The 15,321-nt window shown below is 41.8% G+C and carries 15 protein-coding genes; 11 read left to right on the top strand and 4 right to left on the bottom strand.

The window, feature by feature from the left end; translation table 11 throughout:
- Positions 1–210 precede the first annotated feature (210 nt).
- Together QWZ08_RS24610 and QWZ08_RS24605 are read left to right on the top strand one after the other, a co-directional pair.
- On the top strand, positions 211–747 hold the full coding sequence (locus QWZ08_RS24610; RefSeq protein WP_290340284.1) for a GNAT family N-acetyltransferase: 537 nt from the start codon (positions 211–213) through the stop codon (positions 745–747).
- On the top strand, positions 734–1,510 hold the full coding sequence (locus QWZ08_RS24605) for a class I SAM-dependent methyltransferase (protein ID WP_290340283.1): 777 nt from the start codon (positions 734–736) through the stop codon (positions 1,508–1,510). The genes QWZ08_RS24610 and QWZ08_RS24605 overlap by 14 nt, the downstream gene beginning before the upstream one ends.
- Positions 1,511–1,521: 11 nt before the next feature.
- On the opposite strand, the gene QWZ08_RS24600 is transcribed toward QWZ08_RS24605, so the two are convergent.
- Positions 1,522–2,709 (bottom strand): pyridoxal phosphate-dependent aminotransferase, encoded by a 1,188-nt coding sequence (locus QWZ08_RS24600; RefSeq protein ID WP_290340282.1) that lies wholly within the window; start codon positions 2,707–2,709, stop codon positions 1,522–1,524.
- A gap of 154 nt (positions 2,710–2,863) precedes the next feature.
- Positions 2,864–3,829 (bottom strand): methionyl-tRNA formyltransferase, encoded by a 966-nt coding sequence (gene fmt, locus QWZ08_RS24595; RefSeq protein ID WP_290340281.1) that lies wholly within the window; start codon positions 3,827–3,829, stop codon positions 2,864–2,866.
- 139 nt (positions 3,830–3,968) lie between these two features.
- Here fmt and QWZ08_RS24590 point away from each other — a divergent pair, with 139 nt between their 5' ends.
- Positions 3,969–5,657, top strand: a complete 1,689-nt coding sequence (locus QWZ08_RS24590; protein WP_290340280.1) for a DUF1800 domain-containing protein — start codon at positions 3,969–3,971, stop codon at positions 5,655–5,657.
- A 115-nt stretch (positions 5,658–5,772) separates the two neighbouring features.
- The gene (locus QWZ08_RS24585; protein ID WP_290340279.1) at positions 5,773–7,065 is read left to right on the top strand and encodes a DUF1501 domain-containing protein; all 1,293 of its coding nucleotides are present in this window, start codon (positions 5,773–5,775) and stop codon (positions 7,063–7,065) included.
- A gap of 137 nt (positions 7,066–7,202) precedes the next feature.
- On the opposite strand, the gene QWZ08_RS24580 is transcribed toward QWZ08_RS24585, so the two are convergent.
- Positions 7,203–8,459, bottom strand: a complete 1,257-nt coding sequence (locus QWZ08_RS24580; protein ID WP_290340278.1) for an exo-beta-N-acetylmuramidase NamZ family protein — start codon at positions 8,457–8,459, stop codon at positions 7,203–7,205.
- A gap of 208 nt (positions 8,460–8,667) precedes the next feature.
- Here QWZ08_RS24580 and QWZ08_RS24575 point away from each other — a divergent pair, with 208 nt between their 5' ends.
- From QWZ08_RS24575 to QWZ08_RS24550, 6 genes are all read left to right on the top strand, one after another.
- A complete protein-coding gene (locus QWZ08_RS24575; protein ID WP_290340277.1) occupies positions 8,668–9,096 on the top strand; it encodes an FKBP-type peptidyl-prolyl cis-trans isomerase in 429 nt (142 codons plus the stop codon).
- Positions 9,097–9,191: 95 nt separating this feature from the next.
- Positions 9,192–9,524: a four helix bundle protein gene (locus QWZ08_RS24570; protein ID WP_290340276.1), complete on the top strand. Its 333-nt coding sequence runs from the start codon at positions 9,192–9,194 to the stop codon at positions 9,522–9,524.
- A gap of 43 nt (positions 9,525–9,567) precedes the next feature.
- Positions 9,568–10,818: a peptidase T gene (gene pepT / locus QWZ08_RS24565; RefSeq protein ID WP_290340275.1), complete on the top strand. Its 1,251-nt coding sequence runs from the start codon at positions 9,568–9,570 to the stop codon at positions 10,816–10,818.
- Positions 10,819–10,923: 105 nt separating this feature from the next.
- The gene (locus QWZ08_RS24560) at positions 10,924–11,850 is read left to right on the top strand and encodes an SPFH domain-containing protein (protein ID WP_290340274.1); all 927 of its coding nucleotides are present in this window, start codon (positions 10,924–10,926) and stop codon (positions 11,848–11,850) included.
- Between the two features lie 187 nt (positions 11,851–12,037).
- On the top strand, positions 12,038–12,718 hold the full coding sequence (locus tag QWZ08_RS24555; RefSeq protein ID WP_290340273.1) for a MotA/TolQ/ExbB proton channel family protein: 681 nt from the start codon (positions 12,038–12,040) through the stop codon (positions 12,716–12,718).
- 116 nt (positions 12,719–12,834) lie between these two features.
- Positions 12,835–13,236 carry an ExbD/TolR family protein gene (locus QWZ08_RS24550; protein ID WP_290340271.1) on the top strand — a complete coding sequence of 134 codons (402 nt, stop codon included), beginning with the start codon at positions 12,835–12,837 and terminating at the stop codon, positions 13,234–13,236.
- A gap of 119 nt (positions 13,237–13,355) precedes the next feature.
- On the opposite strand, the gene prmC is transcribed toward QWZ08_RS24550, so the two are convergent.
- Positions 13,356–14,222: a peptide chain release factor N(5)-glutamine methyltransferase gene (gene prmC, locus QWZ08_RS24545; protein WP_290340269.1), complete on the bottom strand. Its 867-nt coding sequence runs from the start codon at positions 14,220–14,222 to the stop codon at positions 13,356–13,358.
- Positions 14,223–14,243: 21 nt separating this feature from the next.
- On the opposite strand from prmC, the gene ribD reads away from it, so the two are divergent.
- Positions 14,244–15,302 (top strand): bifunctional diaminohydroxyphosphoribosylaminopyrimidine deaminase/5-amino-6-(5-phosphoribosylamino)uracil reductase RibD, encoded by a 1,059-nt coding sequence (gene ribD, locus QWZ08_RS24540; RefSeq protein WP_353960513.1) that lies wholly within the window; start codon positions 14,244–14,246, stop codon positions 15,300–15,302.
- Positions 15,303–15,321 lie beyond the last annotated feature (19 nt).

Here is a 15,321-nt window from a genome sequence, read left to right as displayed (position 1 = left end):
TTTTTGTACTAATTTAATAGTAGCGGGCTTATTTTTCTGTTGGTAGAGCGCAATATTAAAAATCATTATTAGTGCTTTAGTTAAATTCTGGGCTGGTCAGCAAGCGTTTGCCCGGTTACCTTACTTTCGATACTTCCGCTATTTTTGCAGAGCGTAAGCACACCATTTGGGCAACCAGTTTTACCCCGGGATCAATTAAACAAAACACCGATGATGCAAATAATCAACAGCAACGAAAACGACGTCAATACCATATTTGAATTTTACGATCATGCCATTGCATATCAAAAAACCAAATTCAATAAGCACTGGCAGGGATTTGATTTACCGGTTATTGAAAAGGAGATAAAAGAGAACAGGCAGTTTAAAATTGTACAGGATGAAAAAGTGGTCTGTATATTTGCCGTCACCTTCAATGATCCCGCCATATGGGGCGAAAAAGATAAAGACAAAGCCATCTACATTCACAGAATTGTTACCCATCCCGCGTTTCATGGCAATAATTATGTGAAGCATATAGTGAAGTGGGCGATTGATTATTGCGTAAAAAACGGGATTGATTATGTGCGGATGGACACCTGGGGAGATAACCAGAAACTGATTGACCACTACCAGGGTTGTGGCTTTACTTTTATGGGCATATCAGCAAAAATGAATGATGTAAGCCTGCCCAAACATTACGATTGTATTTCCCTCAGTCTGTTTGAAATAAACATCAAAAAAAAACTGCAACATGGCAATGTATGACAATGAGAATACGGTCGTAAAATCTTTTGATCTTACCTATATCTCTGAACATTTACAACAGGCACAGTGGGCGGAATTTATTGAGCTTAAGAAAGTACTAACTGCCTTGTACAAGCGTCAGGGCAGGCCTGTATCCATACTGGATATCGGTATCGGCAATGCCCGCATTCCGAAACATTTAAGCGGCGTAAAAGAGATATGGGATATGGTTGCCATTTACGACGGAACAGATAATGCACAGGCCTGCGTTGACATAGCATCAAAAAACATCGCTGACTTAAATATTGCCGATAAGGTAAAGGCTTATTTGTTTGATGGCACCAAACTGGATGAATGGCCAAAAAAATATGATCTTATAATAACTACCTGGTTTACCGCAGGCAATTTTTACCCGGATGATTTTTCTTTTGAAACCTACCACTCCGCCGGCAAAATATTAGATCTTTCAACCAACGAAAAATTTACAACCATCTTTAAAAATGCGTATGAACTTTTGAATGAGGATGGCGCATTGCTGATTGGCGCCTGTTATATTGACAATGACAGTACCCGTTTAAAACAGGAAGAGTCATATAATAAAATGGGTATGACAGTCATCACCAACGAAGCAGATAGTTTTACCGCGACGATAGAAGGGTTCTGGAGCCAACGTTTTACCAGAGAAAGACTACAGCAATATCTTTATTTTATATCGCCCGAAAAAATACATTTCACTCCGTTGGATACGTATGATTATGCCATGCAGGTCTTTATCAGTAAATAGCAACCGGGTATTTATTGGTTGTAGGTTTCCAGCGCATTTTCAAGGCAATCCATTGCCGCATTAATATCGTCAGTATTTAAAACGTAGGCCAGTCGTACTTCCTGCTTACCCAAACCAAGTGTACTATAAAAACCACTGGCGGGCGCTAACATAAGCGTTTGCCCGTTATAATTAAATGATTCCAGCAGCCACTGGCAAAATAATTCCGCATCCGGCACGGGCAATTTAGCAACAGCATAAAATGCACCGCCCGGGTTAGGACAAAAAACACCAGGGATGGCGTTCAGTCTTTGTATAAGGATATCTCGTCTTTTTTTATATTCCGCTTTTGTGGCGTCAAAATAATTGGCCGGCAAGTCTACAGCAGCTTCTGCCAGTATTTGTGCAAAGCCGGGTGGGCTCAATCTTGCCTGTGCAAATTTTAAAACGGCATTCAATACCTCCTGGTTTTTTGTAACCAATGCACCAATTCTGCCGCCGCAGGCACTGTATCGCTTGCTGATGGTATCCATTATGATCACATTGTCATCCGCACCTTTTAAATGCATCGCACTGGTATGAGTACCTTCATAGCAAAATTCCCGGTACGCCTCATCTGAAAATAAAAAGAGCTTATGCTTTACAATAATTTGTTTCAGCAGTTCCATTTCTTCTTTACTGTATAAATAGCCAGTTGGGTTATTGGGACTACAAATAAGTATGGCTTTTGTTCTGGAGGTAATTGCTTTTTCAAGTTCCACCATTGGCGGCAAAGCAAAACCGTTTTCAATGGAAGCAGTAATGGGCCTGACTATAACGCCGGCTTCTATCGCAAAGGCATTGTAATTGGCATAAAAAGGCTCAGGTATAATCACTTCATCACCTGCATCCATACAGGCCATCATGGCAAAAATAATCGCTTCGCTTCCCCCGGTTGTTACAATAATTTGTTCTGCAGTTACATAAATACCAACCCTGCTGTAGTAGTCAGCTAATTTTTTACGGTAGCTTTCATTGCCCGCACTATGGCTGTATTCCAGTATTTTAAAATTGCTGTTGCGTACTGCTGCCAAAATTTGTGGCGGAGTTTCAATATCTGGCTGACCAATATTGAGATGATGTACCTTGATGCCTCTTTTTTTAGCAGCCTCTGCAAAAGGCACTAATTTTCGAATGGGTGATGGGGGCATTAAATGCCCGCGGTTACTGATGCTTAACATGGAACAAAGATATTGGAGTTTACTATTTTTAAATAGTATTAAAATTCGGCATTGTGTTTTTTTGTTTGAAACTTTTTGAGTGCAGGATATTGAAGCGGGTGTTTTACATGAATGTTGTACAGACCATTATACTGTTATGCCAGTGCCGTCTGTTCTAGGCAGGCCAGCGGTAACCCCTCAGAAAATCCTCCACCGTCATTTTCTTTTTACCTTCCAGTTGTAATTCTTTGATGGAAATGTAGCCATCGGTGCAGGCAAATTGTAAAAATGTTTTTTTATCCGTTTCAAACTCACCTGGCTTTATGGAAGGAGTTGTAAAGATTTTGACTGCTTTATACACTTTCATTTTCTTTCCGTCTAAAAAAGTAAAAGCGGCAGGATAAGGCGATAAACCACGTATGAGATTATATACATCCTCCAGCGGTTTAGCCCAGTTGATAAGGCAGGTTTCAGTGAAAATTTTGGGAGCATGTTTCAATAATTTTTCCGCAGCTGCTTTTTCGCTTTCACTACTTTCTGTTGAATCCTGAACCTGTTCCGTAATGTTGCCGGCAACCAATGCTTCCATTGTTTTTAGTAAAAGATCGGCGCCCGCTATCTTCATCCGGTCGTGGACTTCGCCGACAGATTCATCTTCGCCAACGGCAAGACTTTGCTGCATTAAAATATTACCAGTATCAATCTCCTGCTGTAATTTAAATGTGGTGACGCCCGTTTCTTTTTCACCGTTGATGATAGCCCAGTTAATAGGAGCAGCGCCGCGGTATTGGGGTAGCAACGATCCGTGTACATTGATGGTGCCCATGGGCGGCATGTTCCAAACCACTTCGGGCAACATCCTGAAGGCCACTACTACCTGCACATCAGCGTGCAATGCTTTCAGTGTTTCCAGGAATTCAGGGTTCTTTAATTTTTCCGGTTGCAGTACATTCAGACCATGCTGAACCGCATATTTTTTAACATCGCTTTGCTGCAATTCCATGCCCCGGCCGCCTGGCTTATCCGGTGCAGTTATCACGCCAACAATATTACATCCGGCCTGTACCAGTTTATCCAAAGATGCCACTGCGAATTCGGGCGTGCCCATAAAAACAATCTGTAAATCTTTCAAATTTTTCATCGTAGCAAAGTTAAACTTCCTTCGCAATAATCAGTCTGTACATGACCTCACCAGTAGATTTTTAAACGCGGGTTTATTTACACGTAACATTTGTTAAGGTTTTGAAAACTAGGCATCTTACTACAATGAACCATTATTAATGAAAGTAAGTTACAGTATGGAACGAAAAGACTTTTTTAAAATCCTTTTGTCTAAGCAGGATACAAAACCCGGGGCATCGCCAACGACCGCACTCACCAGCACTTTAAAGAGATATAAAGGCAAATGGGATGAGCAGGCGGTTGTATATTTTTTAAAGCATACGATGTTTGGTGCAAAGCCTGCCGATGTGGCTTTTTTTAAAAAGAAGAACTTAAAAAATACGGTTGCAGTAATGTTAAAGGATGCAGCTATGCCCACCACATCACCAATTAATAATTATGCAAGTGACAAGATAGAAGATGAACAGGTGCAACTGGGAAGCACGTGGGTAAATGCCACGAATGTGAATGGCAAAATCAACTACAGGCGTCGCAATTCCTACAAGCAATGGTGGATGGGTTTAATGATCAACCAGGATCGCAGCATCACAGAGAAGATGGTGTTGTTCTGGCACAATCATTTTGCCACCGAAACAAATATAGCAGAAAATCCCGTGTATTGTTACCGCTACAATTTGTTGCTCCGGCAGCATGCTTTGGGTAATTTTAAAGCCCTGGCAAAAGCAATGACAACCGACCTCTGTATGCTGCGCTATCTGAACGGATATGCCAATACAAAGAAGGCTCCTGATGAAAATTATGGAAGAGAGTTACAGGAATTATTTACCGTGGGGAAGGGGCCGGGTTCACACTATACGGAAGCGGATGTAAAAGCAGCAGCAAGGGTTTTAACAGGTTACAAAATTGACAATAAGATATTCACTTATTCCTTTGAACCCAACAGGCATGACGAGAGTGACAAACAGTTTTCAGCCTTTTATGGCAACACCATTATTAAAGGGCGGGCAGGGGAAGATGGTGCCTATGAACTGGATGATTTGATAGAAATGATTTTTGCAACGGACGAAACCGCCAGGTTCATTTGCAGAAAGCTCTACCGCTTTTTTGTTTTTTACACAATAGATGATGCCACAGAACAGGAGATAATAATACCGCTGTCTAAAATTTTGCGGAAAAAGAATTTTGAAATAAAACCCGTATTGCAAGCCTTACTGAACAGCCAGCATTTTTTTGATATGGCTTTCCGTGGAACAACCATTAAAAGCCCCGCTGATTTTTGTGTAGGACTGATGAGGGAATTTAATGTGGCGCTTTTACCGCCCGGCGATATGTTTGCCGAATATTCCATGTGGGAGTTTGTGCACAACCAGGCGTCCGCCATGCAGCAAAATATTGGTGACCCGCCCAATGTGGCTGGCTGGCCCGCTTATTATCAGCAACCGCAATACTGCAAGTTATGGATCAACTCAGATACATTGCCACGGCGCAACCAACTTACTGACAGGTTATTAAGCTATGGCTTTACCGCAAAAAACGGCAGCAAAATAAATATTGATCCCATCGCTTATGCCATGGCACTTCCACACCCGGAAGACCCGGATGCACTGATCAGCGACAGCATTCAGATGTTGTATACCGTACCAATAGCAGATGCTGAAAAGTCACATATCAAAAGCAACATTCTATTATCCAACCTGCAGGGAGAAGCAGCCAATCACTACTGGACCAATGCCTGGCATACCTTAATTGAAAAGCCGGATGATGCAGTGAATAAAAAAGAAGTGTTGAATAAATTAAAGAACCTGTATAAATATCTGTTGAACCGACCAGAGTACCAGGTGTACTAAAACCCTGACGGCAGTTAACAACCCGTCAGCGGTGAAAAAGAATGATAAAATAGCGGCATCTAACAGCAACGCATAACCGAAATTGTAGGAGCCATTACAAGTAAAAAATCTCAGCATGAAAAGAAGAACCTTTTTTAAATATGCGCTTCCTTCAGTGGTAATGCCGGCGCTACTGGGCGGATTTAAAATAAATGCGTTTGCGGGCAATCCGTTGCTGCAAAATTTATTGCATGCGGATACCAATGGCAGGGTGCTGGTAGTGATACAACTGGCGGGAGGCAACGACGGCTTAAACACGGTAATACCTATAGAATTTTATGGAGCATACAAAAATGCGAGATCGAATATCGCCATTGCGCTGGAAAAAATATTGTCACTCAACGGCTGTAATGCGACGGGTTTAAACCCTGCCATGGCTCCGTTGCAACAATTATTTAACCAGGATAGGTTAGCCATTGTGCAGGCTGTAAGCTATCCCCAACCGAGCTTTTCACATTTCAGGGCCACCGACATCTGGCTAACCGGCGAAGAAAGCAACCAGGTATTAAACACTGGGTGGATGGGCCGATACCTCAACCGGCAATACCCGGATTTTCCGGACCATTATCCAAACAGCATCATGCCCGATCCGTTGGCCATACAGATTGGCTCGGTGGTTTCAACGGGCTTGCAGGGCCCTGCTTTCCCCATGGGAATGGCCATCAGTAACCCGGATAGTTTTTATAATATGCTCAATGAAAAACCACGCCAGCTGTCTGCATCGCCGGCGCAGGATCAGCTGGATTATATACGCCAGGTAGCTGAAAAAACAGATGCCTATGGAGATGTGATAAAAGCTGCCGCAAAAAAGATTACCCGTCAGTCGACTAAATATGACGACAATAAAAAGAACCCGTTAAGCGACCAGTTAAAAATTGTTTCAAGGCTGATAGCAGGCGGGCTGCAGACAAAAATTTATATGGTAAGTATGGGTGGTTTTGATAACCATGCCAAACAAACAGATGCCGCGGATACCAGCAAGGGAACCCACGCTAACCAGTTGCAAAAGCTATCTGAAGCCATTGCCGCTTTTATGGATGACCTTGCCCTGCAGCAAGTCGCCGACAGGGTAGTTGGCATGACATTTTCCGAATTTGGCCGGCGAATAAAATCCAATGCGAGCGGTGGTACCGATCACGGTATAGCAGCGCCGGTGTTTGTTTTTGGCCAGCCGGTGCGGTCAGGGATAATAGGTAGTAATCCTACCATCCCGGAGAATGCGACAGTCAATGATAACATCACTATGCAGCATGATTTCAGGGCGGTGTATGCTACGCTACTAGAAGACTGGCTGGCTGTAAAACCATCCAATATTCCTGATATTTTACAAAAGGATTTTGCCTCGCTGCCATTGATAAAAAAAGTATAAGAAGTTTTTGTTACCAGCTAAGAAGCTCTCTGAAGCTGCATTGGCGACGCTCCGTTCAAATTTTATTTTTCTATTGGGCTTTTATACGTTATAGAAAGGCATTCAAAACTTTGAAAATTTTGTTGGTAAATTTCGCCCTATTCAAAGTCTCTATACAGCAAATATTTCTTCCTTATTTTTTTATAATTACTTAATGCTGGTTCCCAGCTCTTTCTTATTTCGGCTTCAGTTTTACCCTGCCTTACTTGCTGCGCCAGCATATCATTACCTGCCAGCCTGTTGATGAAATTATTTTTTAAAAAGAAACTGTCTTTGCCCGGAAAGAGTTTATATGCATTCAGTAAATATTTCAGCTGAATTTTTTTGTTAAGTTCCTTGAGGATTTTTTCAGGCGATCCGCCCAGGTCCCAGCCGTAGCATTGCTGGTAATAACACTTGCTGCTTTTAGCGCCCTCATTGGGTTTGGGCGTAAAGGCATACATAGTGTTGGGTAAAGTGGGATGGCCAATCAACTGAAAGGGTTTATCTGTTCCGCGGCCTTCGCTTAATACTGTGCCTTCAATAAAACAGGTAGAAGGGTAGAGGTAAATACTCTGAATATCCCGGATATTGGGAGAGGGCGCAACCGGTAAAACATATTTGCTGTTGTGATCGTAGTTGGCGCATTTTATAACCAGTACATGAAAAGGTGTGTCTTTGGTTGGTTTGGTAGTGGTGTTATAACTGTTGATTTTGTTGGCTTCAGGTGTTAGCCATTTTTCACCGGCTAACATCAACGCATATTCGCCGATGGTAAGGCCATACACTACCGGTACAGGTTGCATACCGATAAAGCTTCTAAATTTTGGTTCCAGTACCGGGCCGTCTACATAAAAGCCGTTGGGATTTGGCCTGTCAAGTATCAACAGTGGTACATGATTTTCCAGGGCTGCTTCCAGGTAATATTGCAGCGAAGAGATGTAGGTATAAAAACGGGTGCCGATATCCTGTATGTCAAATAATAAAACATCTACTCCTTTGCAATCTTCTGCTGTAGGTTTTCTATGGTCGCCGTAAAGGCTGATGATGGGAATACCTGTTTTTTTATCTACTGCATTCCCCAACTCTTCACCGGCACTTGCTGTGCCGCGAAAGCCATGCTCAGGGCCAAATATTTTTACTACTTTAATACCGCTTTTTACTAATGTATCTACCAAATGTGTATTGCCTACCATGCTGGTTTGGTTGGCAAAAACCGCTACGGACTTGCCTTTCAGCAGGGGCAGGTATACTTCCATGCGTTCGGCACCGGGGACGATGCGTAAACTTTTTGCTGGTTTATTTGTTGACTGTGCGTTGGCAAATGAAAATAAGGCCAGGGAGGTTATTAAAAGAAAAACTTTGTTATAATTCATCTTTCAAAGGTCTATAAAGTTTTTTAATTGGGAGGTGTAGTTTTTAATTAATAAATTGCCAAAAAACGGAGCATTCGTGCTTTTCTGGATAGTTGAACCGATGTTCAGCAGAACTGAAAAAGTACATGTGTGCAACGCCAGTGAAGCCAGATAGTAGTACAACTGTTTGGCCAAAAAAATAAATTATAAATTCTTAAAAAAATTAAAAATGGCACAAGTTAAAGAAGGGGATGTTGTAAAAGTACACTACACGGGTAAGCTGGTAAACGGGGAACAATTTGATTCTTCGGTGGGTAGGGAACCATTGGAATTTACCGTAGGCGCCGGGCAAATGATTAAAGGCTTTGACGCGGCCATGCCGGGAATGAACGTGGGTGAAAAGAAGACCATCAACATTGCACCGCAGGATGGTTACGGCGAAAAAAGTGAAGAAGCAATCATAGAGTTTCCAAAGGAACATGTGCCTGCTGATATGAAGCTGGAAGCAGGTATGCCGCTAACACTGAGCAACCAGGAAGGTCAGCCTGTACCAGTAATTGTAGTGGAAGTAAAAGATGACGTGATCATTTTAGATGCCAATCATTTTTTAGCCGGGCAGGAACTGGTGTTTGATATTGAGCTTGTAGAGATAGTGTAGGAGACAGTAAGCAATAGGGAATAGTAAATAAGCAATAATACAGAGGCGATAAGGAATAGTAAATAGGCAATAATGCTCAAATCAATCATAAAAAATTGAAGGCCTGGCAACTTGCCATTCAGCTATACAGAGAAGTGTTATTGCTTGTAAGGAAATTGCCGAAAGAAGAAATTTTCAATTTAACCTCACAAATAAAAAGAGCAGCCCTTTCTATAAGTAATAATATAGCGGAAGGAGCTGCAAGGAAATCAGCTGCAGAAAGAAAGCGGTTTTATGAAGTCGCACGTTCTTCTGATGTAGAAGTAGATAATTGTTTTGAAGTAATTTTAACGTCTGCGTATTTAAATAAAGAAGACATTTTGGTAGCTGAAGATTTGGTCGAGCAAATTTTCAGACTGCTTTCAGCAATGATTGATAACACGAAATGAATTATTGCTTATTTACTATTCCCTCTTGCCTGAATTTTACACCATGATACAAATAAGTCCTGATAACATGGCCGAACGCTTTATGCGGTATGTGCAAATTGATACGCAAAGCGATCCTACGAGTGCCGCACACCCAAGTACGGAAAAGCAAAAAGACCTGAGCAAATTATTGCACCGGGAATTATTGGGCATGGGCATTACAGATGCCTCGACGGATGAATTTGGCTATGTATATGCAGCGATACCCGGCAACAGTGAGAAGAAAAATATTCCGGCCATTTGTTTTTGTGCGCATGTAGATACGGCGCCGGATTGCAGTGGTACCAATGTAAAACCTATTCATCACCGCTACTATGACGGGGCGGATATTGTATTGCCGGATGACTTAACGCAGGTGCTTTCGGTGACCACATCACCCTATTTAAAAGAACATTTAAATCATGGAATTATTACGGCCAGCGGCTTAACGTTGCTTGGTGCGGATGATAAAAGTGGTGTGGCTGCCATCATGGAGGCGGCGTTTTTTTTTATGCAAAACCCGGCGGTAAAACACGGCGGCATAAAAATTTTATTTACACCTGATGAGGAAGTTGGGCAGGGCACGGCTAAAGTGGACATGCAAAAACTGGGCGCACAGTTTGGCTATACAATGGATGGTGGAGAAGCGGGGAGCCTGGAAGATGAAACCTTTAGCGCGGATGCCGCAATCATTACCATCCACGGCGTAATTGTTCATCCGGGTTATGCAAAAGATAAACTGGTAAACGCATTAAAAATTGCCGGTGCTGTGCTGGAAGCGTTGCCCAAAAATGAATGGAGCCCGGAGACAACTTCCGGTAAAGAAGGTTTTGTGCACCCGGTAGCTGTGAACGGTATTGCGGAAAAAGCGACCCTTCAATTTATTGTAAGAGATTTTGCTGTAGCCGGTTTACAGCAGCATCATAGCCGGCTGAAAAAAATTGCTGAAGAAGTTGTGTCAGGCTTTGCCGGCGCAACCATGGAATATTACATAACCGAACAATACCGCAATATGAAGGAAGTGCTAGACCAGCATCCGGAAGTGGTGGCTTATGCAGAAGAAGCGATAGGGCGTGCAGGCTTAACCGTAAAGAAAGAAAGCATTCGTGGTGGTACAGATGGCAGCCGCTTTAGTTATATCGGTATGCCCTGTGCCAATATATTTACAGGTATGCAAAATATTCACAGCAAGCTGGAATGGGTTGGTACCAAAGACATGGCGAAGGCTGCGGAAACGATTGTGCATTTGAGTATGATTTGGGAAGAGAGGGGATAGAAATTTCGGAAATTGCAGGAACTGGGTCGCGGCCCGTTCCTGCAATAAAGATTTTCTGCACTGCATTTAAAACATTGCTACCTTTCGTCCCTAAAATTTTTAACAATGGAATTACTAAAAGATTTCTGGTGGTTGATACCCATTTTTATGCTGATTGCAGGTGGGCTGTTTACCATCAATCAGGGAACCATCGGTGTGGTGACCCGCCTCGGAAAATACCACAGCATCAAACGACCAGGCTTAAATTTTAAAGTGCCTTTTTTAGATCAGCTGTATAAAAGAGTCAGCATTCAAAATCGTTCGGTTGAACTGGAGTTCCAGGCTGTAACGATTGACCAGGCCAATGTTTATTTCAAATCAATGCTGCTCTATTCAGTGTTGAATATTGATGAAGACACGATTAAGAATGTGGCCTTTAAATTTATCAGTGAAAAAGATTTAATGCAGGCATTGATACGCACGGTGGAAGGAAGCATCCGTGCATTTGTATCTACCAAAAAACAGGCGGAAGTATTGAACGTGCGGAGAGATATAGTGGAGAATGTAAAAGAGCAGGTGGATGTACAGCTCGAAAGTTGGGGCTATCACTTGCAGGATCTGCAGATCAACGACATCACTTTTGATGAAGCCATTATTACCAGTATGAGCAAGGTGGTGGCCAGTAATAACTTGAAAGCAGCGGCTGAGAATGAAGGCCAGGCTTTGCTGATCACCAAAACAAAAGCGGCAGAAGCAGAAGGTAACGCCATTAAGATTGCTGCAGAAGCAGAGAGACAGGCGGCACAACTACGCGGACAGGGTGTGGCATTGTTCCGGGAAGAAGTGGCCAAAGGTATGAGTCAGGCAGCAGAGCAAATGAAGCAGGCAAACCTGGATACCAATGTAATTTTATTCAGTATGTGGACGGAAGCCATTAAGAATTTTGCAGAATACGGAAAAGGCAATGTAATATTTTTGGATGGCAGCAGCGAAGGCATGGAAAAGACAATGCGGCAGATTATGGCCATGCAACAGATGGACGGAAAGAAATGATTGCAGCAATAAATATTTTATTATGGGAGCCGGATTTATCCGGCTCTTGTTGTAAGTTTACTTTAACATTTTTTTGTAGTGCAATTGATGTTTGTTTGCGTTACAAAGAGCAGTCAAAACCTATTGACATAATTATCGTAAAATAAAAAGACCATAAACAATTACTTTTGCCCAAAATCAGTTAAACATGTTTGATATTCTTTTACAGGTAGATACTACTAAAGTGGCCACAGAATTGTTGTCGCAAAAATCAGAAAATGTTTGGGGTGTACTGGCCAAAGGCGGCTTGCTGATGATCCCCTTGATGACCCTGCTGGTAGTAGCGATTTTCTTTTTTATTGAAAGGTTGCTGACTATTACCAAGGCGGCTAAAATTGAGGATAATTTCATGAGCATCATCCGGGACAATATTGTTTCCGGCAATGTAACAGCCGCCAGGAACCTGGCAAAAAATACCAACAACCCCGTGGCAAGGGTAATTGATAAAGGGATGCAGCGCATTGGTAAACCCATTGATGCTATTGAAAAAAGTATGGATAATGTGGGCGTGTTGGAAATGTATAAACTGGAGAAAAATTTATCCATCATTTCTATCATTGCACGTATTGCGCCGCTGTTTGGATTTTTAGGAACCATCATTGGTATGCTGGCGCTTTTCAAAGGTATTGCCGCTACATCAGAGTATACGCCCAATACCATTGCGGATGGTATTTATATTAAGATGATCACTTCGGCTACCGGTTTAATTATTGGTATCCTGGCCTATCTTGGTCATAGTTTTTTACAGGCACAAATTGCGAGGATCGAAAATAAAATTGATGCGGCAAGCGCTGAGTTTGTAGATATTTTGCAGGAACCAACAAGATAGAGATGTCAAGGTGAATGGGCAATGGTGAAAACTTTAAAGTTCACTATTCAGGATTTACCAATGACAATCTGCTGCAGACAATTCACAATTGACCATTCACATTTCACGATAAAAGTATGAGCTTAAGAAAAAAATTTAAAGGAGAAGGCGCCGAAGTAGATACCGGTCCGTTAAACGATATTTTATTTATCCTGATGTTCTTCTTTTTAATCATTTCTACACTGGCGAATCCCAATGTAATAAAGCTGAGCAACCCCAAAGCAAAAAGCGATACAAAGGCCAAGCAAAGCGTGATTGTAAGCATAGATAAAAACCGTATTGTGCATGTTGGCCAGCAAAAAATAATTTTTGATTCGCTGGAATCGCAGTTGAAGTTACATATTCATGTTGGCGACAGTATTAAGCCCGCAGTGGTAATCAATGCAGATTCATTGGTAGCCTGGAAAGACATTGTAAAAATAATGAGCGTGGCTAAAAGACTGGGTGCTACTACTTCGGCCTCAGTTTCCAATCAATAGTATTTATTTCCGCTAAGGCTTTAAGGCGTTTGTTTTATTAAGACAGACGCCTTGTTATTTTAGAGATCTGGTAGTGCTTTACATGGCATATCTTAACGTCTTCCCAGCAGAAATATTAGCTAAGCAAAAGAGGCAGTTACCATTCTTTCTTTTCCAAAAAGATCTTTTTTAATCAATACGGTTTTATAATACCTTGCAAACAAGGCTGCAGTTTCTTTTGCAAAATCTTCATGCGTTTCCATAAATATGGTGCCGTTTGGATTAAGATGGGTTTTACCAAAAACAGCTATTTTCTCATAAAAAAGCAAGGGTAGATTGTCTGGCACAAACAATGCCTGGTGGGGCTCAAAGGCAGTTACATTGATATCCAGTTTATCTTTTTCGTTTAATGGAATGTAGGGAGGGTTGCTGACGATACAATCAAACTTCGCTAAATGATCCCATTGATTTTCATCTAAAAAATCGACTGCCAAAAAATCAATGTCAGTTCGTTGAGCCGATGCATTTTGCCTGGCAATTTTTAAAGCATCCATACTTACATCTATTGCCGTAACACCCGCTGCAAGCATATTCTTTTTGATGGCAATAGCAATGCAGCCACTGCCGGTGCCAATGTCTAAAATGGAAATTGTTGTATTGTTAATCTTTGCCTGATCCAACACTAATTGAACCAGTTCTTCTGTCTCCGGCCGTGGAATTAAAACATGTTCATTTACCGTTAATTTCATCCTGTAAAACCAGGCTTCGCCTAAAACATATTGCACTGGTGTATGCTGCAGTAAAGCAGCTAGTGCCTTATCTAATTGCTTTTCTACTAAAGGCGATAAAAGAAGTTCCGGATTTTTTATTACCTCAAAACGTTGAATGCCGGCAAGGCTTTCAAACACCCAATCCGTAATTACCGTAGCTTCATTCAGACTGAAAATTGTTTGCAATTGTTGCAGGAAGTTGCGGTAATGTTTACTGATTGTCATTTTAGCAAACATACTTTATTTTTCTATACTTAAATTTGCCGCCTGACAACACATGAAACATATATGCAACGGAGCCTGCAACTCGCCAGACTGGGAGAGGGCAATGTAGCGCCCAACCCAATGGTAGGGGCCGTACTCGTCTACAAGGATCGCATTATCGGCGAAGGCTATCACCAGCAATATGGCCAGGCGCATGCCGAGGTGAATTGCATCAACAGCGTGCTTGCATCCAATTATTCACTCATACAAAAAAGTACATTGTATGTGTCACTGGAGCCTTGTGCACATTATGGTAAAACGCCTCCCTGTGCCGATCTGATCATCAGAAATAAAATTCCGCTGGTAGTAATTGGTTGCAGGGACAGTTATGAAGAAGTAGATGGAAAGGGCATTCAAAAATTAGAGCAGGCAGGTATTGAAGTGATCACCGGTGTGTTGGAGAGAGAAGCGCTTGAACTGAACAAACGGTTCTTTACTTTTCACACCAAACAACGGCCCTATATTATTTTAAAATGGGCGCAAAGTAAAGATCATATTATTGCCAATGCAGATTATTCGGCGATAAAAATCAGCAATGATATAACCAACAGGCTCGTGCATAAATGGCGCAGCGAAGAAGCTGCGATACTGGTGGGAACCAATACTGCATTGCATGATAACCCGGCCCTGACTAATCGTCTGTGGAATGGCAATAATCCTATAAGACTTGTAATCGACAAGCAGCTAAGACTACCTGCCACCTCGCATCTCTTTGATGGTGCTACAAAAACAATTGTATTTAACTTCCTGAGAGATGAAGAAAAGGAAAGCATTTTGTTTTATAAATTAAGTGCAGAAGAAAATATTATCCCAAGCTTACTGGACGCATTGTACAAATTAAAAATTCAAAGTGTTTTGATAGAAGGAGGTACCCAATTATTACAATCATTTATCAATGCAGGTTGCTGGGATGAAGCAAGAGTTATCACCAATGAATCGCTGATTATTGAAAATGGAATAGAAGCGCCGAAGTTAAAAGGCCATCGGTTGACAAGGACGGAAAAAATAAACAATGACAGTGTGGCTTATTATGAAAGCACCGAGCCGCAATAAATAGAAGCAAATACAAAAC

Source organism: Ferruginibacter paludis, assembly GCF_030409685.1.
GTDB lineage: Bacteria > Bacteroidota > Bacteroidia > Chitinophagales > Chitinophagaceae > Ferruginibacter > Ferruginibacter paludis.
This window is presented reverse-complemented; position numbering and strand designations above follow the sequence as displayed.